The sequence below is a fragment of the Mesorhizobium montanum genome (assembly GCF_033977145.1).
GTDB lineage: Bacteria > Pseudomonadota > Alphaproteobacteria > Rhizobiales > Rhizobiaceae > Mesorhizobium > Mesorhizobium montanum.
Map to the genome: position 1 here is coordinate 156,819 of NZ_JAVIJF010000015.1, position 22,454 is coordinate 179,272.

The 22,454-nt window shown below is 58.5% G+C and carries 18 protein-coding genes, 1 tRNA gene and 2 pseudogenes; 6 read left to right on the forward strand and 15 right to left on the reverse strand.

Translation table 11 applies throughout. The features are described 5' to 3' along the window. Positions 1–88: 88 nt before the first annotated feature. Together RFM68_RS21135 and RFM68_RS21140 are read right to left on the reverse strand one after the other, a co-directional pair. Positions 89–1,849 carry a CHAT domain-containing protein gene (locus RFM68_RS21135; RefSeq protein ID WP_320234939.1) on the reverse strand — a complete coding sequence of 587 codons (1,761 nt, stop codon included), beginning with the start codon at positions 1,847–1,849 and terminating at the stop codon, positions 89–91. Next, positions 1,846–4,776: a PAS domain-containing protein gene (locus RFM68_RS21140; RefSeq protein ID WP_320234940.1), complete on the reverse strand. Its 2,931-nt coding sequence runs from the start codon at positions 4,774–4,776 to the stop codon at positions 1,846–1,848. The genes RFM68_RS21135 and RFM68_RS21140 overlap by 4 nt, the downstream gene beginning before the upstream one ends. A 761-nt stretch (positions 4,777–5,537) precedes the next feature. Here RFM68_RS21140 and RFM68_RS33650 point away from each other — a divergent pair. Both RFM68_RS33650 and RFM68_RS21145 read left to right on the forward strand, forming a co-directional pair. Continuing rightward, positions 5,538–5,924: a helix-turn-helix domain-containing protein gene (locus RFM68_RS33650; protein ID WP_430694899.1), complete on the forward strand. Its 387-nt coding sequence runs from the start codon at positions 5,538–5,540 to the stop codon at positions 5,922–5,924. Further along, positions 5,807–6,919 (forward strand): tyrosine-type recombinase/integrase, encoded by a 1,113-nt coding sequence (locus RFM68_RS21145; RefSeq protein ID WP_320234941.1) that lies wholly within the window; start codon positions 5,807–5,809, stop codon positions 6,917–6,919. Before RFM68_RS33650 ends, RFM68_RS21145 begins: the two co-directional genes overlap by 118 nt. Positions 6,920–7,178: 259 nt before the next feature. Here RFM68_RS21145 and RFM68_RS21150 read toward each other — a convergent pair whose 3' ends face one another. Together RFM68_RS21150 and RFM68_RS21155 are read right to left on the reverse strand one after the other, a co-directional pair. Next, the gene (locus RFM68_RS21150) at positions 7,179–8,354 is read right to left on the reverse strand and encodes a flavin-containing monooxygenase (protein ID WP_320234973.1); all 1,176 of its coding nucleotides are present in this window, start codon (positions 8,352–8,354) and stop codon (positions 7,179–7,181) included. A 134-nt stretch (positions 8,355–8,488) separates the two neighbouring features. Beyond that, positions 8,489–9,457 (reverse strand): NAD(P)H-dependent oxidoreductase, encoded by a 969-nt coding sequence (locus RFM68_RS21155; RefSeq protein WP_320234942.1) that lies wholly within the window; start codon positions 9,455–9,457, stop codon positions 8,489–8,491. A gap of 242 nt (positions 9,458–9,699) precedes the next feature. Here RFM68_RS21155 and RFM68_RS21160 point away from each other — a divergent pair, with 242 nt between their 5' ends. Together RFM68_RS21160 and RFM68_RS21165 are read left to right on the forward strand one after the other, a co-directional pair. Beyond that, on the forward strand, positions 9,700–10,005 hold the full coding sequence (locus tag RFM68_RS21160) for an ETC complex I subunit (protein WP_320234943.1): 306 nt from the start codon (positions 9,700–9,702) through the stop codon (positions 10,003–10,005). Positions 10,006–10,059: 54 nt separating this feature from the next. Further along, a tRNA-Arg gene (locus tag RFM68_RS21165) sits at positions 10,060–10,136 on the forward strand. Between the two features lie 81 nt (positions 10,137–10,217). On the opposite strand, the gene RFM68_RS21170 is transcribed toward RFM68_RS21165, so the two are convergent. Continuing rightward, complete coding sequence (locus RFM68_RS21170; RefSeq protein WP_320234944.1) at positions 10,218–11,282, reverse strand: tyrosine-type recombinase/integrase; 1,065 nt, start codon at positions 11,280–11,282, stop codon at positions 10,218–10,220. Positions 11,283–13,286: 2,004 nt separating this feature from the next. Continuing rightward, positions 13,287–13,835 carry an FtsH/Yme1/Tma family ATP-dependent metallopeptidase gene (locus RFM68_RS21175; RefSeq protein WP_320234945.1) on the reverse strand — a complete coding sequence of 183 codons (549 nt, stop codon included), beginning with the start codon at positions 13,833–13,835 and terminating at the stop codon, positions 13,287–13,289. On the opposite strand from RFM68_RS21175, the gene RFM68_RS21180 reads away from it, so the two are divergent. Continuing rightward, a complete protein-coding gene (locus tag RFM68_RS21180) occupies positions 13,812–14,033 on the forward strand; it encodes a hypothetical protein (protein WP_320234946.1) in 222 nt (73 codons plus the stop codon). The genes RFM68_RS21175 and RFM68_RS21180 overlap by 24 nt on opposite strands. Positions 14,034–14,169: 136 nt before the next feature. Here the strand turns inward: RFM68_RS21180 and RFM68_RS21185 are convergent, their stop codons facing one another. The 5 genes from RFM68_RS21185 to RFM68_RS21205 form a co-directional block, all read right to left on the reverse strand. Further along, positions 14,170–14,511: a DUF6634 family protein gene (locus RFM68_RS21185; protein ID WP_320234947.1), complete on the reverse strand. Its 342-nt coding sequence runs from the start codon at positions 14,509–14,511 to the stop codon at positions 14,170–14,172. Continuing rightward, a complete protein-coding gene (locus RFM68_RS21190; protein WP_320234948.1) occupies positions 14,511–16,394 on the reverse strand; it encodes an ATP-binding protein in 1,884 nt (627 codons plus the stop codon). Before RFM68_RS21190 ends, RFM68_RS21185 begins: the two co-directional genes overlap by 1 nt. Further along, positions 16,394–16,606: a hypothetical protein gene (locus tag RFM68_RS21195; RefSeq protein ID WP_320234949.1), complete on the reverse strand. Its 213-nt coding sequence runs from the start codon at positions 16,604–16,606 to the stop codon at positions 16,394–16,396. Before RFM68_RS21195 ends, RFM68_RS21190 begins: the two co-directional genes overlap by 1 nt. A 398-nt stretch (positions 16,607–17,004) precedes the next feature. Beyond that, positions 17,005–17,511 (reverse strand): hypothetical protein, encoded by a 507-nt coding sequence (locus RFM68_RS21200; RefSeq protein ID WP_320234950.1) that lies wholly within the window; start codon positions 17,509–17,511, stop codon positions 17,005–17,007. Positions 17,512–17,513: 2 nt separating this feature from the next. After that, the gene (locus RFM68_RS21205; RefSeq protein WP_320234951.1) at positions 17,514–17,936 is read right to left on the reverse strand and encodes a hypothetical protein; all 423 of its coding nucleotides are present in this window, start codon (positions 17,934–17,936) and stop codon (positions 17,514–17,516) included. 331 nt (positions 17,937–18,267) lie between these two features. On the opposite strand from RFM68_RS21205, the pseudogene RFM68_RS33655 reads away from it, so the two are divergent. After that, a pseudogene (locus RFM68_RS33655) lies at positions 18,268–18,366 on the forward strand (IS481 family transposase); the annotation flags it as partial. A 195-nt stretch (positions 18,367–18,561) separates the two neighbouring features. Here RFM68_RS33655 and RFM68_RS21215 read toward each other — a convergent pair. From RFM68_RS21215 to RFM68_RS21230, 4 genes and pseudogenes are all read right to left on the reverse strand, one after another. Beyond that, positions 18,562–18,756, reverse strand: a pseudogene (locus tag RFM68_RS21215) (diguanylate cyclase domain-containing protein); the annotation flags it as partial. Positions 18,757–18,940: 184 nt separating this feature from the next. After that, entirely contained in the window at positions 18,941–19,189 is a 249-nt protein-coding gene (locus RFM68_RS21220; RefSeq protein ID WP_320234952.1) for a DUF6894 family protein, read from the reverse strand. A gap of 302 nt (positions 19,190–19,491) precedes the next feature. Next, the gene (locus RFM68_RS21225; RefSeq protein ID WP_320234953.1) at positions 19,492–20,823 is read right to left on the reverse strand and encodes an HlyD family type I secretion periplasmic adaptor subunit; all 1,332 of its coding nucleotides are present in this window, start codon (positions 20,821–20,823) and stop codon (positions 19,492–19,494) included. After that, complete coding sequence (locus tag RFM68_RS21230; protein ID WP_320234954.1) at positions 20,820–22,427, reverse strand: ATP-binding cassette domain-containing protein; 1,608 nt, start codon at positions 22,425–22,427, stop codon at positions 20,820–20,822. The genes RFM68_RS21225 and RFM68_RS21230 overlap by 4 nt, the downstream gene beginning before the upstream one ends. Positions 22,428–22,454: the final 27 nt, after the last annotated feature.

A 22,454-nucleotide genomic window follows, 5' to 3' on the forward strand; every position in this document is an offset into this window, starting at 1 on the left:
AAGCGCAGCTCGTGCGCGGAGGACATCCAAATTTCATGCCAGCAAGGCGGTCGAAAGCAGGTTTGCCTGCGAAGGGTGGTGAGCGAACTCAGCCGATAGGCTTCAGTGGCTGGCGTGCATCGCGTGGGCGCGTGCGAGCAGGCGGTCGAAGGACCCCCTCGACCTGCATCCAATTGCTTGGTTGAGCAACAAGCACCGGCGATGCCCAAATGGAATCGGCACTATCATAGTGCTGCTTGAGCTCGGATCGTGCCCGGCGGACGGAGTGGCAAACTCTGAAATCCGATGCCAATAGCGACTTGTAGAAAGCCTCGGCAAATTCGACTGCCTTTTCGTCCTCAAGGTTCCATTCGAAGCCGATGGTCATGGGAACCTTGTTGCTGGCGATTTCGATGGCGGCTTTCGCTGCGCTGCTTCGGCAGCAACTGAGATATACGAGTTGCACGCTGGACCCCGCCAGCCAACCTGCGACCTTTGCAATCGGCACGGCGCGCGGCTTAGGAGAGCCCGAGAATATGAGATAGCCTCTTTGGTCCCCCCTTGCGTCCGACGCGAAGATTGCGTGGCCAGCAAAGTGCAATACGTCGTAGCGTCGCGGATTCTTCTTGAGTTCCTCCTCCAGTGTGTCAGCGAGAGACCAAGAGTCCGTGTCTGCCACCGCTCGTAGAATCTTAACGTTGACACCGGAGCTTCTGCGCGCATTTTCCCCCTTTCCTGAACGCCTGCCCTTGCTGCGCAGCCCTTCCAACATCCGCATTTCTGTTTCTACGTGATCAAGGCGTTCAAGTGGACCACCTGATCTGTTCCAATAGGTGTTCCAGGTGTCATCCTGTGGACCGACGGGCTCTGAATTGACAGAGACTTTGGATTCCACGCCCAAAATGCTCAGGTTCCCCTTCTCGCCTTCAAAGGACATTTGAAAGTTGTCGTAGCGCCGCGCCCTGCGCGTTACGCTATTTCTGAGCATCATGAAATCGTCACCATCGCCAGTGGTTATTGATTCCCAAAGGCCATCAAACACAGCGGGCTCGAGATTGAACCGCAAGCGAATATTCGATTCTGCGGCTCCCTCGGCGAGGAGATAATAATCGCGAAACTTAGTTTTCCAAAGCATCTCGCGAACTCGCTCACCTAAAGAAGCATAGCGCGAATGCCAATTCTTATGGGTGGAAAAGTTATTTCTAAAACGACGAGATTCCTTCAGAAATTCCGCAACCTCATTTTCATCGAGATAGAGCGAAGCTATAGGGCGATCATCCTGCGGACGTAAAGGATCATTTATATGAAGACGCACCATCGAATGCTCTACATCCTCTAGAACGTCAACCTCAATCAGCGCATAGCGCTCCGACAATGCTCCGGATGGTGCGGAATTCGATGTTGTTTCGGTCACGGGGGTCGAAGATAAACGCGCCGATTGTGCACTCACAACGCCTAGACTGCGAGCAAGCGCAACGGATAGGCTGATGTATTCCGTCCCGGAGTCGACCAAAAGCATTTGTGAACGCTTCATGCGCTGGACATCCAGCAAATGCTCGCCATGGTTTGTAACCAGAATCGATGCGGGCGGGATTTCCTCTCGCTGAATTTCTTTCAGCAAAGCCAGCCCGGATTGGGCGCCCCCATGTGGCCGAGGCCGGGCCGAAGGAAGATCGGCTTCAACAATAATCAGCTCCTTCTCCGGCGTTGCAATTCGCTGGTGCAGTTCCTCGACTTCTTCAAGCGACCTTGCCCTGTATATAGAACCGCGATCGGCCGGTCTCATGAGCGCCTTGATTTTCTTTGCACAAACGACGAGCTGGCTTAACTGATCCGTATCCCCGGTTGCTACGATGATAGTCCATGTCATAGTGAAAATCTTTCAGTGGAGGCTGATGGGAGCCGGATCGACAGCTCTTCACGATCTTGCGGCCGACGGCTGCGGGTGAATGCGCCTTTATAGTCGGCGGCGATCCGGTTAAGTGCATCGTCCCCTAAAGCGATATCTGTTCGGGCCGCCTCGACCAGAATAGCAAGTTCGCCATTTGCCTCGACCCGCTGGACTGAGCCAGACATCGCAACCTGCACCGAGTCGCCGACATCACTAACAGTGATTGTTATCAGGTTTGATCCGCAGTGCGCGCGCAGCAGATAGGCCAGCATGGATTCAAGTGCGAACGCTAAACGGTATTCGTCTGCCGAAACCCAGCGTTCTCGTTTAGAGCCAGAAAGTTTGATGTCTTTGCGGCTCAGTTCAGGAAGTTGACCGATGAGGTAACTGAGGATGCGGCTGACCTCGGCCTTACCAGACTTTCCTGGCAGTTTGTTGCCATAGGAGGCCATCACTCGATCGTAGGTGAGCTCGATCCGTCCAAGTTGGCGGACCGACTTCCTCGCGAGGTCAACGAGACTACTGTCAGTCGCCCTCTGTTCGAGTTGCTGGACGAAGCTTGATACCAGAGAAAGAGGCACTCGCACCTGGCTGGTCGCCTCTGCCAAGGCGGCCTTCAGTCGTTCGAGGTCGGTCTCCCATTGGAGCTTCGTCATATCCTGCAGACGGACGACGATGTGATCGAATTCTTCGGGCAAGGTAAAAACGGACATCCAAACCGTTGTGGTCTTCTGGCGAGCCCCAACAATAGTGGTCAATGTAGGGGCTGATCTCCTCTCCTTGAACGCGGCCCGGCCTTCCGCATCGAGCAAGAATTCGGAGAGGGCACCGCCTTCCAGCGACTCACGCTCGAACATTCGTGCTGCTTTTTCGTTGCAACGTAGGATATTGCCCTCGATGGTTGCCACGACTACAGCCTCGGGGAAAGCATCAACCAATTGTCGGCGCACCAGATCCTGAAAGAGGCACTCGATTGCAGGTTCGATCTGCTCGATAAGCTTGTTGATCGCTGTGTAATCAGAGTCAGTGAAGGCATGGGTCCTGTCATCTGCAATGCTGAGCATCCACAAAGCGCGCCCTCGGGCCCGGATCGGCATGCAGAGCTCTGATTTTGTTGCGTCGGTCACGCCCAAAGCTTTCCGCGCGGTCACAAATGCGCTTGCTTCTTCACTGCCATCGCCCGGATCCTGCAATATTGCGCCATTTTTGCGCTGATAAGCGAGGCCTTTCAAACCCATGTTGAGAGGCTGCTTGTAATCAGGTGGGCTGGTGCGGCGTTGCGGCCCGCGGCTTGCTTCCGCAAGGGGCTCGAAATGCTGGCGAATAGCGTTGACTCGGAAGATCGATACGGTTTGAAAATTGTAATGCTCGGCAATTCCGTCAACTATAGTCTGCGCCAGCTCAGAGTGAGATGTAGACGCCCAAATCTTTTTCAAAAAACTGGAATAGAAGCGCTCCTCCGTGCGTTCTCGTTCGCGAAAAATCGCCTGGAGAGCCTGGTCTAAGCCGAGACGGCGGAGCGTTCTTTTGGTCACCGCATCATATTTTCCGATCTGATTAGATTGCAAAGAAAGAACACCCAAAACTTGACCACCGGAGAGGACTGGGACAGTAATGATTGCCTTCAGGCCTGCTGCGATTGCGTCCTGAACGTCACGATTTGTTCCTAGGAGTAACCTGCCGGATTCAGAAGATAAAAGGAATTTCTCGTAGTCACGTATCCACGACTTTGGCATTTCAACCCAACTGCGATACTCCATCGGGATCGGAAACCAGCGAGAATGGTAAGCAGGGCGGCCTGCTGCCGGATACTGGCAGAAGGAGTGTGAATAGTCGCGATTTGGCGTGAATGTCACGAGATCGGCCCATTCAAATTCGACGAAGCGCCGGACAATTTCGATTAGTCCAGAGAAGAGCTTCTGCACATCGGTTTCCGTGCCGAGAAGCCTGGCGATGTCCTCCTGTGCGAGCTCGTAGTCGATTGGCTGGAGGGAAATAAGGGAACCGGAGAAGACACCGGTCGAGTCGAACATTGGCGTGCTGGTTAATCTCAGCTTCACCTCCTTGCCGCTTTTGGCTGTCCTGAACAAAGCCTCATACACACCGCCTCGACCCTTTCGGCGTATAGCGGTCTGGCGGTCGACTGTCCGTCTGCTTTTCGCATCCGTGATGAACGTCCGCGCATCGCGTCCAATTGCTTCATTCTCGGTGACCTCAAGCAATCTTAGCGCCGCAGCGTTGGCGTGTATGATGCGCTGCCGGATATCCAATTTGACCATGCCGGTCGGTGCGGCCTCCAACGTCTTGCGATCGGCGTTGAAAAGGTCCGTCATGTCAACGAGCAGGGCGTAGCCGCTGCTGCGGCCCCCAGTCTCGAACCTGCCGAATTCGGCCAGCACAGGATACTTTTGAACACCATTGAACGTCAGTTGGAAAAGCTGGCGTGACGAATTTTCAATTGAATTGCGCACGGACTCTGCATCGTCACCGAAGTAGCTCGCCAAAGGCTTCCCGATAGAGTCAGGGTCGAATTTGCGCATTGCAGCGTTTGCGGTAACGATGACTCCCTGGCGATCGATCTCGCAGAAGGCGTGGGCAGTTCTGTCCATGAAACTTTCATGTGCCGCCGAAGTGCGGACCACGCATTCGCTGACCATGCGGTCAAGCCTCGTCCAGCGATCGAACACTAGGCTCCATGGACCTTTGAGCGCAGCGATGCTCCGTTTCAGACTGGCAGCATCGCGAAAAAGGTCTGCGAGCGTGTATTCGGCACCCCGCAGCTTTGAAATCAGTTCCTCAACGCCCCCGTCCTGACTTTCAGCACTGACTATCCTTCTTAGGAGCTGCGCTTCAGGGCTATCCGATTTGGTTCCGCCTTCGCTGGAATCCACCTGTCGCTTTTGCATTGCAGCCCCTCCATTAGATGCCGCGCGCAGCAAGCCACTTCACTTAATTTGCATGACTTGGAAATGGCCGCAAATGCCGCCTGAATTATCGCGGCAGCAAAAGAAGTCGCAGACGCACGCCCGCGCACCTCCCCCAGAATCTGAAAATGTATTGTGCCGCGTTCTGTCGTATTATGCAATATCACTAAAACAGGCATGGGAAAATTCTGGTCGGCGCTGTGCGTTTTAGCGAACGTTCACCCTCGAGACAATGGTCGACCTCTACGCGGCGCGCACTTACTTGAACGCGCAAAGGGAGACCGGCCTTCAAGTGCCAGTCCAAGTCTACTCCAAGGACCTTGGGTGGGCCGAACTACACGAGAATATTGAAATTGATACGACGTTCACTACGCCCTGGGAGCCCGGAGGAGGTGGAATTAGGCTCGTTAGCTTTGGCAACTCGAACGAAGTCGCGCTCTGGAACGAGGTGAAATGGAGATGATCCGAGCTTTGGCGAGCATCCGGAATGCGCTGGCGCGTCGAAACCCAGCTTCAATGTCAGAACTTGCCCGCATCCTGACTGCAACGGCAGGATAGTATGTGGCGTCGGCGAATTTTCGCATGAACTGCTCTATCGCGCGCCGTCATGCGTCTTTTGTCGGTTTAGCGATCGGGCGGCATGCTGCGGAGGCCCTTTCGAACTAAAGCATGTCGCGATTAATTGGCTTCATACCCGACGTCGGCCTGGTGCTGTCGCTGGCTCCTCTCGCGCCTGCCTCGGGATGCGAGGACCGCCGCCATACGAGGTGTCACGGGGAGTTACAATTCGTGAAGCGGAACGGCTGGCTGACCGCTATATCGAAAAGGTGTCGACACTACTCTCACCCGCTCAGGCCGCTGCTATCCTCGCCGTCACCACCAAGCATCTGCTTGAGCTGACGAACGAGGGCGCCTTGCGTTGGGTGAACATTGGGCTCGACGGCAAGCGCCCCACGCGTCGATACAAACGAGAAGATCTCTCTGAGTTCATTGAAAAGCGGAGTCAAAGGGCATGCCGGTATACAGAAAACACGGCAAACCAGAATACACCTATGACTTCAAGCTTCGCGGTCATCGATTTTTCGGCCCCACCGGCACGAGCAATAAGCGCCAGGCGGAACGGATCCTAGAGAAGAAGCGGCAGGAGACCCTAAGCAATCTCAAGAAGGCTGCCAGCTTCACAGCTGAAGGGCCGATGACGCTTGAAATCGCCGCCTCTCGTTATTGGCTCGAGATAGGACAGCATCTGGCAAATGCAGATGACTGCTATCGCGCCATTGGTTGGCTGCTCAGCCATTTTGGGAAACACGTCACCCTCGACCGAATTTCGGACTCGATGATAGCTGCAATGGTTGCCCGACGCCGGACTGATGGCGTCAGCAATGCGACTGTCAATCGCACCAGCACCGTTCCCCTCCGCGGTATCATGATCCGCGCGAAAAAAACCTGGAAAGTTCCAGCGTTTGACGTTGAATGGAGGAGACATCTACTCAAGGAGCCCAGGGAGCGGGTCCGCGAGGCCAGCCAAGACGAAGAAAAGCGCCTCCTGGATGCTATGCGTGATGACTATGCGCCAGCTGTTCGGTTTGCCCTGCTAACGGGGTGCCGGCGAATGGAGATCGTAGACCTCAAGTGGTCGCGGGTCGACTTTTCTGGGAGGACGATCACCATCAGGGGGAAGGGCGATAAGGTTCGGATCTTGCCAATGACCGAAGTGGTGCGCGAACTCCTTTGGACCCTTAAGGGCGGTCATCCGACAGCAGTGTTCACTTATGTCGCCCGGAGAACCCGGACTCATTTGAAACTCGTGAGAGGCACGCGTTACCCGATAACAATGGAAGGTTTCAAGACGGCCTGGCGACGCTACCGCGACAAATCCGGGGTGGAGAACTTCCGGTTTCACGACACACGCCACACTGCCGCGACGAGGACTCTTCGAACTGGCAACATGAAGATTGTCCAAAGGATGCTGGGCCACGAGGATATCGCTACAACTGCGAAATACGCCCACGCGATGATCGAGGACATGCGTCTTGCCATGGAGGCTGCAAATCACACCGGGAGTCACACCGGAGCCGAAGATGGAGATGCTATGGCGTTGAAAAATAGGAAGAAATCGGCCTGAGCAACCCTGATCCCAAATCAGGTGCGCTACCAGGCTGCGCTACACTCCGACGTCCCGCGGCGTATAGGGGGCGGACGCCCGGAAGGCAACATAAAATCCGACGCCACCTGATCCTGGCCGATGCATCAGTGTTGAGGAGCGCGACTAACGCGCCGACCTGGCCGGCGGCGTAACAAAGGCTTGGCTGCAAGCGGTGCTTGAAGACTTCGCTGCCTCGGCCGATACCTTCGCGGCTTTTATGCCGACGTGACCGTTGGGTTCAGCGTTTCTGGCTGGCGATCTTCCTGGCGATCGCCGCGGCCTGGATCCTTGCATTGGCAAAGCAACCGCGAATGCTCGGCCGCATGCCGGTGAACCAGAGCCCCGGCAGCTTCGGGTCGTTCGCGGCGCCGTTGAACAACGGCACGCCCTTGGCGTCGAGCACGCCGAGCCGCCCCAGCATCGTCTCCAGCCCCGTGCGGTAGCCGGTGGCGGCAATGACGATGTCGGGCGCAATTCGCTGGCCATTGTCGAGCACGATGTCGTCGCGCCTGAATTCGCGCAGCTGCGGCACGACGATGACGCGCCCGGCCTTGATGGCGTCGACCGCGCCATCGTCCGCGGCGATCGCCGTATAGTCGGAGCCGAGCCGGCTGGCGCCGCCCGATGGAGCAGGGGGCAGGCCGTATTTCGTGAGATCCCCGAACACCAGGCGCTGCGTCGCCGCCATGATCCTATCCGCGAGCCATGTGGGCAGGCTCGCCATGACCGGCGACATACGGTGCACCGCGATCTTGCCGATGCGCTTGGGCAGCAGCGAAGGCCCGTTGCGCACCGAAAGCCACATCTGGCCCGTCTCGGCGCCGGAAAGATGGTTGAGCGCATCGAAGCCAGAATTGCCGGCGCCGACCACCAGCACCTTCTTGCCGCCATAGTCGCTCGCCCTGCCGAAATCGGCCGAATGGATGATCTTGCCCGAAAAATCCTTCATGCCTTTCCAGGTCGGGATGAAGGGTTGCCGGTCGCGTCCGGTGGCGATCACCACATGTCGCGCTGCCTTCAAGCCCTCGCTTGTCCGTAGCAGCCAGTGATCGCCGCGAAATTCGATCCCATCGACCCTGACACCAAGGCTGATCGGCAGCTGGTGCGTCTCGGCGAAGTCGTTGAGATGGCGGATGACGGTGCTGCGGTGTGGGAAGGCGGGTGTTCCTGCCGGATAGGAAACGCCCGGCAGCGAAGACAGGTCGCGATGCGTGTTGAGATGCAGATTGTCGTGACGGCGATGCCAGGGCTCGGCCAGCCGCTGCTCGCGTTCCAGGATTTGCGTCGTCACGCCGGCCTTGGCCAGCGCATGCGCGGCGGCAAGCCCCGCGGCGCCCGCGCCGATGACAATCGCACCGTCCAGTATCGCTGGCTCGCCGACCCCCGACGGCAAGACTTTCGCTTCCGCGCCCATTCTTGTCTTTATCGTCGTCATCATGCCTTCAAGTGGCACGACCATGTATCTGACATATGCCGCCTGCGGGCCAAAAGGAATAGGCGGGCGTTGCAAAAGCTTTCGGCATTGTGTCGCGGATTTTAAAGGGCCGGCTAATGGACAGGGTCGGCGTGGCGGTGCACCAGCTTGAACGCGCCGTCCTCCAGTCGGAACACCTCGGTCACCCGCAAGGTCATCTCGGTTGCATCGCCGGCCTTGCCCATGCGCGCCTTGGCATGCTGCAGCCCGGTCCAGAAGGCCAGATCGCCGCTGGCCGACGCCTGCAGCACCTCAAGGTCGGTGCTGCCGCCCTTGTGGAAGCTCGCCGCGTCGCGTTCGTAGCGGCCGGCAACCGCCTGGGCGCCTTCGAGATGATCGCCGCGCGGCGAAAAGAACGTCGCCGGCCCGGCATGGGTGACGATTGCCTTCAGCGAGGCCGCATCGCCATTGACATAGTCCTCGGCGATCTTCTCGCGCTGCTTCATGAAGGCATCGAAGGACGAGCCGCCCGGATGCACCGTCCTGATCCAAGTTTCCAGGCTGGCCATAAAATTCTCGAGGAAGGCGGCGGTGTCGCTGTTGGTCACGGCGCCTTTGTCGTCCAGCAATTCGGCGACATTGCCGATATAAGCTTCAGGCTGCTGCATCGCCGGCATGTCGAGGAAGACGAAGGTCTGCCTGAGCGCCTGGTTGGAGCCGAAGGCGCCGATCTTGCTCGGGCTGACGCTGACCACACCGGCCGGCAGCCCCTTGAACACGCTCTTGCCCGGCGGGCGCGAGCCGACATCGAGCGCGTTTTTCAGGCAACCCGGGATCGAGCGGTTGTATTCCGGGGTGACGAACAGCACCGCGTCGCATTCGCGTATCGCCGTGCGGAAGGCCGACCACGCCGCTGGCGGATGGTCGCCGTCCAGATCCTCGTTGTAAAGCGGCAGCTCACCGATCTCGATGAAGCGGCAGCGCAGCGAATCCGGCGCGCGGGCGGCGAGCGCCTTGGCGATCTTGCGGCTGAAGGACTGGGCGCGCAGGCTGCCGACAAGCACGGCAAGCTGCAGGACGGCGTGTTCGGTTGCATTGGTCATGGCGAAACGTCCGTTTTGGTGGTGGCTCACGGGCAAGGCCGGCCCGGGCCTGCCGACGTTTCGATAATGTCGTCGGCGCAGCGAGGTTCCCTGCGCCATGGCGGGCAGGGCGCCGCTTGCGGTCTTGCCGCCGCGGCGATTGCACAGTAATGACGGGTTGGCGCGAGATTTCAGGCTCCCTGTGGGTGCTCGGAGACGGCGCCGGAAAAGGTGCCCGGTTTTCGGGCGGCAAAGAGGTGGTCATGTCCGCGCGCATTTTCAGTCCAGCCAAAACCGCGATGCAGTCTGGCAAGGCCAAGACCGGACATTGGGTGCTGGAGTTCGATCCCGCCCAGCGCAAGAAGATCGACCCGCTGATGGGCTACACCACCTCGGGCGACATGCTGAGCCAGGTGAAGCTCACCTTCGACACGAAGGAAGAGGCGATGGCTTATGCCGAAAAGGAAAAGATCGCCTATCGGCTCGAAGAGCCGAAGGAAGCCAAGCGCCGGCAGATTTCCTATTCGGACAATTTCCGCTATGACCGCAGGACGCCCTGGACGCACTGACTTTCGAATCGTGCGCCACGCGGCATGAAAGACCAGCCGGCCCGGCCGGCCGACGGTCCCGTAGCTCAGCTGGATAGAGCACCGGCCTTCTAAGCCGATGGTCGCAGGTTCGAATCCTGCCGGGATCGCCAGTTCATTTTTATGTACTGAAAAGCATAGCCTTTTTGTGTCAATTGCCCCACACTAACACCTGTTGGCCAAAAAGTGGGACATCAGACTGCGTCGCCAGGCGACCCTCTGCGTCGTGCCGCGTTCTTGGCAAGAATCCTTTTCTGTGCCTTGCGCGTATACTCCTCGGCCGTTTCAGATTTCGACCAACCAAATGTAGCCTTTAGCTCTTCACTGGACCCGCCCTTCTCGGCAAGGTCCACTGCGGCGGCCTTTCGCACTCCGTGAGAGGAGCAATGCGGCAACCCCGCTTCAATGCACCATTTCTTGAACTGGTTCCCGAAGCCGGCGACTGTGTAGGGCTTGCCCTCGTCGTTGACCAGATAAGTTGTCTCGCCGAGTATCGTGGCATTCATTGCCTCCCGCATCTCATTAGGGATCGTAACGATCACTTCCACTGGAAAACGGTTTCGGTTCTTCCATGCTGTGAAAATGAGCAACCCTCGATCCTCATGCTGGGCGCCCAATCGAACAACGTCTGATCGTCTAACGCCGAGGCCGTGCAACATTTCGAATGCAAGGCGAGCTTTGGTTCTTATCGGGTGACGGCGGCGATATTTTTCTGCTTCCGACGGAGTCCAGGTATGATGTCCCTCAGACTTATGGATTTTCGACACCTTGTAGGCAGGGTTGGCGACGGTCGTGATCTTTTGCTCAATGGCCCAGTTGAAGAGTCTCCGGATTACCTTCACGAAGTTATCAGCAGCAGCGGGCGTTTCTTTGCGCTTGTCGCGACTCCTAATCAGATCTTCCTGCCGATACGATTCGAATGGGAGTTCGCCGGCAGTCTTCAGAAACTTGTCGAGGATGCCCTTCTTCAACTTCTGTGTCTCAGGCGCGAACGAAGACCAGTCACTCGACTTGTAGTATCTATCAACAAGCCAATTGAAACTGCGTTCGATCTTCTTTCTTGGCTTCGGTGTATCGGGCGCCTTTCCACTCACCGCCAGCCGATATGCCGCCATGAAGGACTCGGTGATGCACCCGTTCTCGTCTTCAAACTGCTCCTTGATTCGGACCTTGAGCTTGCCTGGCTGTCTTACGTAGCACCGAACATTGCCGTGGCGATCATGATCAGTTGACAGGAACTTGAGTCGGCTCCTGGTCATACCACAACCCTATCAAAGGGGTTGGCACGTACACCCTCGTCGATCAATGAGTCCCATGCTGCTGCAACCTGCCTAGTGTCCCACAGAACGACGCCATCGATCTTTCGCCCCTTGGGCATTCTTCCTTCCTTCACCCAATTGTCGAAGAGGCCTTCCGAAATCCCCAGGGAGGCGGCGGCTTCCGGCCGCCGTAGGGCAAATCGAGGTATCGAAATTGACCGCAACGACTGAGGCCGACCTGATTGCAGTTGAGCAGAGTCGATGACGTTTCTGCGTCCACTTCTGCCGACGCGTTGGGGACCGGTTTGCGGTCTGATCGAGGTAGCCATCGCTCAACCCTCTTACAATCGTTCCATGTTCAAATGAGCGACATCAGGCAGAGGGGCATCCGCCGCGTCGCTGTATGGTTGTCGACAGGCTGTTCTGTGGAGCCTCGTCGGTGGTCTGTTGCGAATTCGAGCAAGATTGTCATCGATCATCGGGGAAAGCAGCGCGCTCGGCCGCTTCCAAGCGGCTCGGATCCCCATCGCTCGCAATCATGTCCGGGAGGCCACATCGCGAAAGGAAGGTCGGAGCGACCGAGTAGTCGACAAGTCTGTTTCCATGAAAGACCCACCTCGTCTATGCACCAGATCGAGAAGAAGTGGCGCAGTGACAGCAGTGAGTATCGACATGTGGCCGAATCAACGTGGGCCCCGACATTCTCCATGCCGATACCGGCGGCCTTCTGAACGCGTGCGAATCCGATTCGCAACGCGTTGGGTGAGATCATTCCGCCTGAAGGACCTGGGAAGACCAGATTGCATCCAGACGGACGACTGATGGCGGCCTTCCGTTCCTTGAGCACTTGCACGAGGCCCGGCGGCAGAGGGACGCAACGCATTTTGATGTAGCGATTATGGGTTAACTCGCCCGACTTTCTCGACATCCAGAGGCTACAGCCATCGAGATCGACAACATCCCACGTCAGCGTACGAAGCTCATTTGACCTCAATCCAGCTAAAGCGGCAGTTCGTATTAGGGCAGGCCACATATCAGCGGCAGAGTCAACGATCCTACGAAGGTCAGCATACGTCGGAACATTAACACGTGGAATTTGGAGGGGTTGCCGATGCTGGCGAGCAATCAACCGGCAAGTGTTACTCTTTCCAAGCGCTATTAGTCCCCGGCGCTCGGCGTAGGATAGCACCGCCGCGAGAGCAGTCAGCGTTCTATGTATAACTTCCTCCGAAGCGCCCCGTGTCGCCATTTTGGACACGAGCACCCGGAGATCGGAATCGGTCAGGTCGCCAACAACCGAATCTCCGACCGCCGGCATGACGTACTTATTTAGCAGCCGGGAATGGTAGAGCTTTATCGTTGGATGGGAGTTCGATTCTGCAAATGCGTCGCAGGCCTGCTGCAGTGTCACGACAAGATTCAGTTCCGTCGTTCGGCCCCCTTTGCGGTGACGGCCCTGCTTCACCAAAGGCTTTCCGGTTCCATTTTGGCCGCGCTCACGCATGGCTTTCCTCCTATGCGGTTGCGATCCTCTCCATTCACTGCGGATCGAGACTCTAGCTGAGACGTAAAAAGAGTCGAGTCTAAATTTCACAGACAACCAGCGGATGAATAATGTTGACAATATTTTTGAGAATTATCTCACTACAGACTTGCCAATTGCGAGGCATATATCGAAATCGAATCCTTTCGGTAATTGTTGACAATGCGCCCATATAGACGATTTTCTTCCGATGGGTCCTTTTGTCGAAGAATTAAGTCCTTTCATTGAGGGTGGCCTCACCAAAAAGAAACAGGAGGCAGTCTCATGGCCGTTGAGATACTCGAATCCTTAGCACGCATAGGTTGAGTGCTCGCCAGTAGGATGGTGGGGGCCGCCTCGGTCCCAGTGATGCCGAGCCTCGGTCAGGCGGCCTCCCGCATGACCGAGGAGGCGGAGGAAACTGAAAAGCGCGCATACTGCCCCCGCGTGGGGCACCCAATGTTGAGACAATACGAGTATCGTCATCGGGGACACCCCGCTGGTATCTGGTCCCTCACCGTAGCCAAGACAGGCTCAAGCTGCTGCCCCTCCAGCGTCCCGTACCGAAGCAAGGCCTCGACGATGAGCTGGACCGCATCGCGATTGCTTCGGACTAGATCGCGCGCCTGCCTATAGGCGTTCTCGAGCCGGGCATTGACACGATCGGCCAGCCGGGAGTGATGGGTGAGAAGCGCGGTGCGTTCCTCGGTGTGGCGATAAAGCAAAGGTGTCTCCGTGGAAAAGCCCAGAGCCGTCTCCATCGCCAACGCCAGCTCGGTCGACTTTGCAAGATCGCTTTCCGAAGACCCGCCTGAACCAGCCGAGACCGAGCCAAGGAACTCCTCCTCGGCGGCGCGGCCGGCCAACTTTATGACGAGCACGGCTGCGACCCTGTCCTCGGTCAGGATGTCGATATGATCGGTTTCACCTTCGATGTAGCCGCCCGACGGACCATCGATGGTGATCGCGGTGATCGAGCTGAGCCCGAAGTGCAGGTGAGCGACGGCGTGACCAGCCTCGTGGATCGCCATGCGGCGGCGGAGAGCCTCGGGGCGGTCTGGTTTCAGCAGGGCAAGTCCGGCATGAAGATCGGAGAAGCCGAGGCCGCGGCGTTCCCGGCGCGCCCGCTGGCGTGCTTCCCGAACGAGCCTCTCGACGTCGGCCCCGCTCAGACCGGCAGCCTTCAGCGCCAGGGAGCGCAAGACGGCGTGCTCGGCAGTTTCGGTTGATGCGTTCCGTTCAGACATTGTGATGCCTCCCGCCTTCGAATGGTGATGTCGTGCGGCTGTAAGAGAACTGATCCTTCATGACCCGCCGCTTTGGAGATGATGTCGTCTTTGAATGTTTCGGTCTATTTTCGTTGCCTCACGCGTCAAAGGAGGCATTTGCGGCGGGACGGCCGAGTTGGTACCAGCGAGACAATGTCCGTGCCCAGCCGCGGTCCTCGGACATCAGCCACAGATCGGAGGTGACGATCGGGCGGTCCTCGCCCTTCAGCCGGGGATGGCCTGTCGAGAGCCCGATCAGGCACGGTATCTGCCTGTGGCCGACAACCCATCGGTCGAGGATTGGTGCATCCTCTGTCAGCCGGCCGGGCCGTGTGCCCTGGCGTATCTTTTCCATGTCGACTACCAGCGCGGAAAGGCGCGCCAGTTCGAATTCGAAGGCGAGATTCTGCTGTCCCCCGCGCGGATCGAACGTCACCATCAGCGTGAGCCTCCTTCGACGTTGCTCGGCGAGACATCGGGAAGAGCCGTTGACACTCCATTGGCAGCCTCGATCTCGTTCGAGGGGTCAGGGTCGGCGCCCAGCTCCGGTGGCGCGCTGGCAACAACGGCATCGAGATCGCCCCTGAGATGGTGGCGCAGGATGCCGATCAGCGCGTCGGTGTTCGGCCGCGGGATGATGATGTGTTTTTCAAGGCGACCCGAACGCACCAGCGCCGCGTCAATCATCGCCGGCCTGTTGGTGGCGCCGATCACGACCACGCCGGAGCTCTTGGCCGCCCCGTCCAGGAGTTCCAGAAGCCGATTGATGATGCTGTTCCAGTACGTATCCCACTCGCGTCCCGAACCGCGCCGACCAATCCCGTCGAACTCGTCGATGAACAGGATGGAGGGGCTGGCGGCCTGGGCCTCCGAGAAGGTCGCGCTCATGCGCTTCAGCACATCGCCGAGGTAGCCAGGCTCCAGCCACGCCGCCACCGAACTGGCGATCATGGGAACCTGAAGGCTGTTGCACAATGCCTTGGCGAAGCTGGTCTTGCCGGTGCCGGGCGGACCGCTGAGCAGCAGTTTCACGCTCATATCCTCCCAGGCAAGATTACCGTCCCGCCAAAGCGCCAAATCGTCCCGCAACGCCAGAGCCCAATCCTTTGCCTCGCCATAGCCGGTCAAGGTTTCGACGCGGAGGACGAACCGGTCCAGATCCGTCCCGGTCAGCGCCGCCGGCTGGATGATCTCACTGCCGCTGCCGGGATTGCCGCGCGTCGTCCTTGTCGCCGTGGTCGAGCTCGACGTCCTGCGGTCGGATCCTTTGTCCGAGGAGCCGCTTCCCTCCCTGTACTGGCCGGCGAACTTCAGCCGCATGCGGGCGAGGTTTTCCAGCAGGTCCACAACCCTTCCGACGGACATCTCCGGCCGGATGGCCAGCGCCAGGTCCGAGAAGGTCAGGACCGAGCTATGATGATAGGCAATGCCGCCGCCCTCCGACACTTCACCAAGCACCGCCCGCATGGTCTCGCGGATGATCTCCATGTCGATCGGACCGCAGGCGAGATTGAGTTCCGCTGCCTGTGTGAGGTGCTCCGGAAGCGCGGCCTTGGCATCGGCGACGCCGATGATTGGGTATGAGCTCTGGGCGGCGATTCCGAGCTGCCGCTCGATCTTTTCCTCGAAGGCGCCGTCGGCCCGGCCGCCTTCGAAAACAATGACCTGCCATAGCGGGTCATTCGCGCGAGAGAACCGGAACCCGTTGTTGCGGACCAGATCGTAACCGCTGCAGATGCCGACCTTTCCCGGAAGGACCAGCCCCTTGACCAGAAGATCGAGAAAGGCATCGTCGAATCCTGCAACGGGAACGGTGATGGTGACGATCGGACTGGCAGTCCTCAGTGCGGCGAGCACCTTGCCGAGCGTTACCTTGCTCTCGCTGACTGCCTTCGCCACGAGGAGCAGCGCCGCAACTTCGACGGCTTTCAGCGGCTCGGCCGATTGCCGCACGGCGCGCAGCAGCCATTTCGCGTTCGGTAGACGGCCTGCCTCACGAGAGGTATCATCAGAACCGGACGCGAATCCTTGCCTCCTATCCTGCGCGGTCGTCTTTTCCGTCTCCACAGCGAACGGGAATTCTTCCGCATCGGCCGTGCGCTGCTGGCTTCTGCTACCGGCGCTACGCTGCAGCAGGCGGAGGATCTCCCGCTCCGATTTGCCCGCTACCGCGGGACCCGGCGCAAAGTGAAACACGTCCTTGCCGTCCACGGTGCGGATATCAACTGCAAGGATTCCTTTCTCGACCGCGTAGTCAATGGCGTCGGCCTCCGCCCGATGCCGGAGGCGTTTCAGGAAGTGCTTTGCCAGACGCGCGTCCATCAGCGAGCCCTCCGGTTCCGCGTCGGCAGCGGCTTCAGATCGAGCAGTCCGCAGTCATCCAGCCACTCCGCCACCATGCGGCAGGCGGCATCGCCCTCCTCGACGCGCCGGGCCAGCAGCTCGATGATGACGGCGGGAAGCGGGATCCTTTGCGCCAGGCTGATCCTGGCGAAGTGAATGGCAAGCCCGACCGCCACAGCCGGGTCTTCCATGGGCTTCACCGTGCAGTCGCATGACGCGATGAGTCCTGCCCGACTGAGCCGCGCGCAATCCGGGCTGTGACCAATCAGTTCCAGCAGGCCTTGCGAAGCATTTATCGACCTCCGCGGCACGTTGGGTGCCGACGACCGGGCGGGCTGAGAGGACGGCGCTACGGGCTCGTGCTTTGCGGCTGGCGCTCGCGGGCGGCTGCTCGCGGCAGCCGGGGCTACATCGGTGCCGGAAGGATTCGCTGCGCGTCTTGCCCGAACGTTCGGCGGCTCGACGGTGAACTGAATGGGCTCGGCCCACGGGTGCGGCTTCTTCATGAGACAAGGCTCCTCCGTTCCGCGGCCAGGCCGCGGCGGTGACTTCTGCAAAGGGGATGGAATAAAGACCGCAGCCGACCGGATCAGGGGCTGGCGCGGGAGCGGGCGAATCCCACCCGGACATTGGTCTGCAGGGAGGGTATTCGCAGCACGCGCCCGCGCTCCGGGCCCACGTGAGGCCTGAAGGACTCCTCGCCATTGTCCTGGCGCTCATCGACATCCATGTCGCTCTGATCAGAGTCCTGGAGTGCTTCATGCTGAGACCCGGGACCCGCACGAAGAGCCTTCCGGCACTGGGATTCGAGTTCCGCCTGCACGCGCCGGGCAAACATTGCCCGCAGATGCTTCATGGCCTCGTCCGCGCCTTCCACCTCGAGCAGGTCGCCGATCTCGGAAAGAGCGAACACGCCCTTGTCGGGGGCACTGATTTCGTCGGCGCCGTCGATGATGGCGGTGCCCACTTCAACCAGCACCGGGCCTTGGCGCTCGCCGAGCCAGCTCGACGCGATCGCGGCGACCGCCATCATTCGCAAGCGCAGCGCCTCTAGCCTGTTCTCGCCATAGGAGGAGACCGCCCGCTTCACGTCCACGATCAATCCCGCATGACGTTGTCGATCGGCAATGAACAGGTCTGGGTATAGGTCTTTGTCGTATGCACTTCCGAGGGCAGCCGGATCCCCTGGATATCGGTCCATTCATTGCGCTTCAGAAGTTCGAGTGCCGCCGGCACGACGGGCATCGGCCTGTCCGCAGGCAGCACGAGAAGATCGGGATTGCATCTGGCGATGGCCGCGATGCCCCATTCGAGCAGCTTGCCCTCGTGGAAGGCGACCGACCGTGCCACCGAGACGAACTCGGAGTAGCCGCCGAAGATTGCGTCCGGCTTCGGATCGCACGACACGATCGCCCGGATCGCCCTGTCGATCATGGATTCGAATTGTGGTCCCAGCTCGGCGATGGACGCTTGGTTGGGATGCAGGCGCCTCTCGGCCGGCCGTTGGCGGGAAGGTTTCATAAAAGGAGGTCCTTCTTCAGGATATGAGCAACGCGACAGGTGTTATTGCGGGATGCCGATGAGGCTTGCGTGGGCAACATCGACCGCCGAGGAAACAAACCCACGGCTTCGAGCACAGCCTGTCAGTGTTTTAGCCGGCGAGATCGGCGAGGTGCTGGGTGACGGCCCGGGAAGGCCGCAGCGCATTCGGCACCGCAGAGCGATGGCGCCCGTTCGGTGGCCGCATCAAGGAATGACCGTAAAAAACTTCCCCACAGGGAACGAAAACGCTATCGATCGACATAGCCCAGGACCTCAATGCAGGTTGCGGGTCAGGCCTCCGTTCGGTGCAAAAGGCCTCACGCCTTATGAGTTCATCTGCAAAATCTGGAAAAAAGAGCCCGAACGGTTCCGACTCGATCCGGTCCATGAAATGCCGGGACTAAACACCTGGGTCCAGTGGCCGCCATCGCTCGGGCGCTCGGCTTTGCGCGGGCTGAAGGGGCCCTGGATGCGTTCAGCGCGCGCGCAACTGCGGCTGTGATGCTGGATCAGCATGGCGAAGTTCTGAGCATCAACAGCGCCGCGGAGCCATTGATGGGAAAGGATCTTCAAGTCAATTCCGGCTGTTCTGGGAAGGCAGCGTCAGGCGATCGTTCAGCCTCTTCAAGTCATCGATGTCACACATGAGCATAGCAGCACGGGCTTTGCTGCCATCGTTCCATAACAAATCGAGCGTTTCCGTCATCCAGTGGCGGTTGGCCAAGGCAGTCAGAAGTTCGGTTCTGGCCCGAAGCTTCAGTTGATCGTTCGCTGCCGCCAACTCGGCAAGTCTTCGAACAAGAGAATCTTGTGAGCGAGAAGCGTCATGGGATGCAGCCAGAGAGGGTGCGGCTTTCACCACGTGAGAACGACCGCGATTACGACGGGCGGGATGCCGCTCCAGGCCGGAGCTTCGATACCACGATTGCCCTCGGAAACAGGACCATGTAGAGGGCCAAGCGTTAGCGCATCCAGGTAGTGGGTCAATTTGAAATTTCGTAAATACCAACCGGCGTTCCGAATTCAATTCTGATCTGCATGATCTGACCGCCGTTAAAGTCGCGGACTGTGCACACCAGATCGCGGTATTTAGTGGCGGGTGGCCCGGCCACTAGTTTGCGAACCATTTCGAGTGCCCGTTCCTTGGCCGACTCAATGCCCGGCAGGAGGGCTCCGCGCGCATCGTGATAGACATCTCCAGTATCGGAAAGGTCGAAGAAGAATCTAGGCATGGCGCTTTATAACCGCAAAGGTGTAAAGCTTCACCTAATTGAATTTATAAATTTGGCTCGCTCTTCATAAGGGACCTGCCGCCTACAGTTGGAAGCTGGAATTCATTCAATGGTTCGCTTCATATTTATTAGGCTTACTCGGACACGTGGGTGTTCACGCTAGGGTCGAAAAGCAAACGGTCCAAGGCTGCCATGCTGATACGTCGCCGTGATCGCGCTGACATCGCTGAGCACTAAATGAGGATATGGTGACTCTTTCTGTCTAAGCTCAACTCGCTTTTCTACTCGCTCCGTGTTTTTCGTCATTCACGAAGAGCACGACCCATCGCAGCGTAGACGGGAGCACTAAGGTACTCCCAGGCTGATCTTGTGCCGGTCTCGATCATTACCTGTGTGTTCATCCCGGCTTGCAACGCCACCGGCATTGCCTTTAAGGACTCTGGTGTCAGTACAATTCGAGCCGAATAGTAAGCTTGCCCCGTCCGGGAATCTATCAGCCGGTCGGCTGAGAGGGTTTGGATATCGCCGCTCAACGGCTGCTGATAGCGCTTGCTTATTGCGCTAAGCCAAATCGTCGCGTGCAAACCCGCTCTCACCTGGTCGACGTCCAGGGGATCCACGTTTGCCAGCACAACAAAGCTGTCATCCAAGGGTACGATATCCATCAGTGGATCTCCTGCCGCTATCACCCCACCGATGGTATGCACCTTCAGTCCCACCACCGTCCCACCAATAGGTGCTCGGATTTCGATCCGGGCCAGCACGTCATTAGCAGCGGCCATTTTTTGAGCCGATTCATATATCTTGGCTCGGGTCAGCCCGAGTTGTTCAACGATGTCGGTTGCTGTAGACGCTTTAAGTTCAGCGATCTTAAATTTTGTCTCCTCCATCTTCTGCTTGGCGACGCCGATCGACGCAACATAACCGCTCAGGTCTCCGCTTGTATCCGCCTCTTCTGTTTCCAAATCTGTAAGGCGCGTCCGTATGACCAGCTTCTTTTCATACAATGCGCGAACATCGCTAAGCTGGTCCTCGATGACTTTGAGCTTTCGGGTCGCCGCAGCCACTTGCCCTTCATAACCCTCGATTTCCTTATGCAGACTCGCGATCATCTGCTGCAGCACGGAGAGACTCTCGCGCAAAAGGGCCTGTCGCGAGCGAAAAATACTCTCCTGCCCGGCAATGGCATCCATTGCCTGTTTGCCGGCTTGCGTTAGTTCTGGCGGAATTTCGATGGTGTCTTTTCCATCTCTTTCCGCGACCAAGCGCGCTTCTGTTGCTTTTGCCTCACACCACTGTGCGCTGATTTCGTTTGCTGCTGCCGTCGAAGCGGTGCCTTGCAATCTTATCAAAGCCTGGCCGACCGACACGCGGTCTCCCTCCTTAACCAGGATTTCGGAAATGATCCCGCCCTCAAGATGCTGAATAGTCTTCACGTTCGACGCGACATCCACCACACCGGGTGCCAAGACTGCCCCTTGGATTGGCGCGGCAACCAGCCATGTGCCTGCAACAGCGGAGAAGGCTGCGATTATCGCGAAACCCGAGATCACCAAGCTTTTGCCGAACGGCGCGGGTTTTTCCGCTTGGGGAGCGCCCGGACTTTTGTTGCGGAGGGCCAGCGAGGCTATCACTTGACGCTCCGCAGTTCAGGCCTGCTGGGTTGCACGGGAACTTCGATGTGATCCGTAAACTCCGGTTTCTGGCCGCCCAGGATCAGTGATTTGTCGACCATTCCGAGAAATCGCTTGGAACGCCCGGACATGGTGACGACTACCGAGCATCCAGAGTCCTTCATGAGTTTGACGGCCGCTTCGAGTGTCCTCCTCGATGAACTGTCTAAATTTGCGAAAGGCTCATCAAGGACGATCAATCTCGGCGAACGAAAGAGAGCTCTTGCTAAGGCTATTCGCTTCCGCTCGCTGCCGGACAGGCCGACGGAGTCATCAAGAAGGGTGTCATAACCCTGGCTTAACCGGATAATGGAGTCGTGAATTCCCGCTATCTTCGCCGCTGAAACCACGTCATCCATACCGCTCTGCTGAAAGCGGGCAATGTTCTGCGCGACGGTTCCTTCGAAAAGCTCGATATGCTGCGGCAGATAGCCGATGACCTCGGCCCTGATGTAATCCGGAAGTCGTGTGACGTTCATGTCGCCCAACCGGATTTGTCCAGTCCGCGGCTTGAGCAGCCCAATCAAAAGACGGGAAAGCGTCGTCTTCCCGGTTGCGGCTCGCCCCATCACCAACAGCAACTCTCCTGGCACCAGGGAGAGTGACAGTTTCCGGAACAAGTCTCCGCGCGCTCCGCCGTGTTTGAACGAGACTTCGTCGAGATTCAAAGCGCCATTCGGTGTCCCAGGCAATAAGTTCGGTTCTTCGCTCGCCGGTCTGGCAAGCTCCGCCTTGATTTTCGAGTAGCCCTCGCGCGCCTCTCGAAGGCTTCTGAACTCCCGAACCGCCTTGTCGACCATCTTGTAGGCGAAGTTGGCAATAAGGCGGCCTGCGAATAACCCCCCGAGCGTGGCATGGTTGTTTAGAAACAACCAGATGCCGGATGCCAGGAGGACGATGTAAAAGCCGCGGCCCAAGGCCCGGATAGCCGAGTCGATGCTCACCCCCCTGGCGTTGAGCCGATCCCGCTGCAGAAAGCCGTCTATCTTGCTTTTGCCCCAGCGACCGGCGATTGCGTCCGCCATCGCAAAGGCGCCCACCACGTCCTTGTGCCTGTCTGCTGAGACCAGCACTTCTTTGGCCTGTTTGGCAGCGTCGCGTTCCGCCTGGCGGGGCTCTCGCGTGAGCTTGTCCTTGAGCACGCTCAGACCTATGAGCAAGGCAATGCCGGCCGAAGCGATCATGCAGAGAACCGGATGGATGAAGTATACACACAGCAGGAAAATCGGAGCCCAGACCACATCCATCCATGGCGCAAGTCCGCGCTCCACAAAACCGGACACTTTCTCGATGTTGGCCAGAACCGGTGGGTTGGCGACACCTGCGGTCAATCCGGCTCTCACGGACTCTGTGGTAAGCTGATGCTCGATCCATACACTCCATCGCGAAAGCATTCGTCGGCGAACGGTTTCAAGCGCAGCACTCGCGACAAGCGCGATCAAAGCCGCGGCAGTGAGGGCAACAAGGGTTTCGATGCTGCGGCTCGAGATGACCCGATCGAAGATCTGTATGAGATACAGGGGACCTGAGAAGCGGAGGAGATTGATAAAGATTCCGAAAATCACGACAGCGGCCAGGCCGGGCCTTGACCG

Excerpts from the sequence above, each read along its gene's own strand:
- RFM68_RS21205 (WP_320234951.1), bottom strand. The coding sequence starts at position 17,936 with ATGAAACCTTCCCGCCAACGGCCGGCCGAGAGGCGCCTGCATCCCAAC.
- RFM68_RS33650 (WP_430694899.1), top strand. The coding sequence starts at position 5,538 with ATGCGAGGACCGCCGCCATACGAGGTGTCACGGGGAGTTACAATTCGT.
- RFM68_RS21195 (WP_320234949.1), bottom strand. The coding sequence starts at position 16,606 with ATGGAAGACCCGGCTGTGGCGGTCGGGCTTGCCATTCACTTCGCCAGG.
- RFM68_RS21185 (WP_320234947.1), bottom strand. The coding sequence starts at position 14,511 with ATGGTGACGTTCGATCCGCGCGGGGGACAGCAGAATCTCGCCTTCGAA.
- RFM68_RS21150 (WP_320234973.1), bottom strand. The coding sequence starts at position 8,354 with ATGGGCGCGGAAGCGAAAGTCTTGCCGTCGGGGGTCGGCGAGCCAGCG.
- RFM68_RS21140 (WP_320234940.1), bottom strand. The coding sequence starts at position 4,776 with ATGCAAAAGCGACAGGTGGATTCCAGCGAAGGCGGAACCAAATCGGAT.
- RFM68_RS21160 (WP_320234943.1), top strand. The coding sequence starts at position 9,700 with ATGTCCGCGCGCATTTTCAGTCCAGCCAAAACCGCGATGCAGTCTGGC.
- RFM68_RS21145 (WP_320234941.1), top strand. The coding sequence starts at position 5,807 with ATGCCGGTATACAGAAAACACGGCAAACCAGAATACACCTATGACTTC.
- RFM68_RS21135 (WP_320234939.1), bottom strand. The coding sequence starts at position 1,849 with ATGACATGGACTATCATCGTAGCAACCGGGGATACGGATCAGTTAAGC.
- RFM68_RS21190 (WP_320234948.1), bottom strand. The coding sequence starts at position 16,394 with ATGGACGCGCGTCTGGCAAAGCACTTCCTGAAACGCCTCCGGCATCGG.
- RFM68_RS21175 (WP_320234945.1), bottom strand. The coding sequence starts at position 13,835 with ATGGCGATCCACGAGGCTGGTCACGCCGTCGCTCACCTGCACTTCGGG.
- RFM68_RS21220 (WP_320234952.1), bottom strand. The coding sequence starts at position 19,189 with ATGCCTAGATTCTTCTTCGACCTTTCCGATACTGGAGATGTCTATCAC.
- RFM68_RS21155 (WP_320234942.1), bottom strand. The coding sequence starts at position 9,457 with ATGACCAATGCAACCGAACACGCCGTCCTGCAGCTTGCCGTGCTTGTC.
- RFM68_RS21170 (WP_320234944.1), bottom strand. The coding sequence starts at position 11,282 with ATGACCAGGAGCCGACTCAAGTTCCTGTCAACTGATCATGATCGCCAC.